This is a genomic window from Adlercreutzia equolifaciens (assembly GCF_029076695.1).
Taxonomy (GTDB): domain Bacteria; phylum Actinomycetota; class Coriobacteriia; order Coriobacteriales; family Eggerthellaceae; genus Adlercreutzia; species Adlercreutzia equolifaciens_A.
This window is the reverse complement of the sequence record NZ_JARFIK010000260.1, coordinates 1-317: the sequence shown is the minus strand read 5'-3', so window position 1 is coordinate 317 and position 317 is coordinate 1. Positions and strand designations below refer to the sequence as shown.

Annotated in this window: 1 protein-coding gene; it reads right to left on the bottom strand. The window is 61.2% G+C overall.

Going from position 1 to position 317, the window contains the following annotated elements; translation table 11 throughout:
• Positions 1-239, bottom strand: a 239-nt coding sequence (locus PZH32_RS12320; RefSeq protein ID WP_275208539.1) for a DnaB-like helicase N-terminal domain-containing protein, incomplete at its 3' end; no start/stop codon positions are given.
• Between the last annotated feature and the right edge of the window lie 78 nt (positions 240-317).

The following is a 317-nucleotide window of genomic DNA, read 5'->3' as shown; positions in this document are numbered from 1 at the left end:
CGGGCGCAGGAATAGTCGGCAAGCTCGGCCAAGTAGGGGCGGCCGCCCACCGCTTCCAGCTGCCCCGCCGATTGCAGCGTATCGGCCAGGGAGATTTGATCCACGGGAATATTGCGCTGCGTCAGATTGCGAATACTCTCGAAGATGATTTGGTGGGCCGGGCGAAAGAAGTGCTCGGGACGCAGCTTGATGACCAACTCTTCATTGATATCGGCATCCAGGATGCACGCGCTGTGCACGGCCTGCTCGGCTTCAATGTTATGAGGGGGGAGCTTTGGACCGCCCCCCTTGGGCTCGGGCATCGGTGCGTTGTCCTG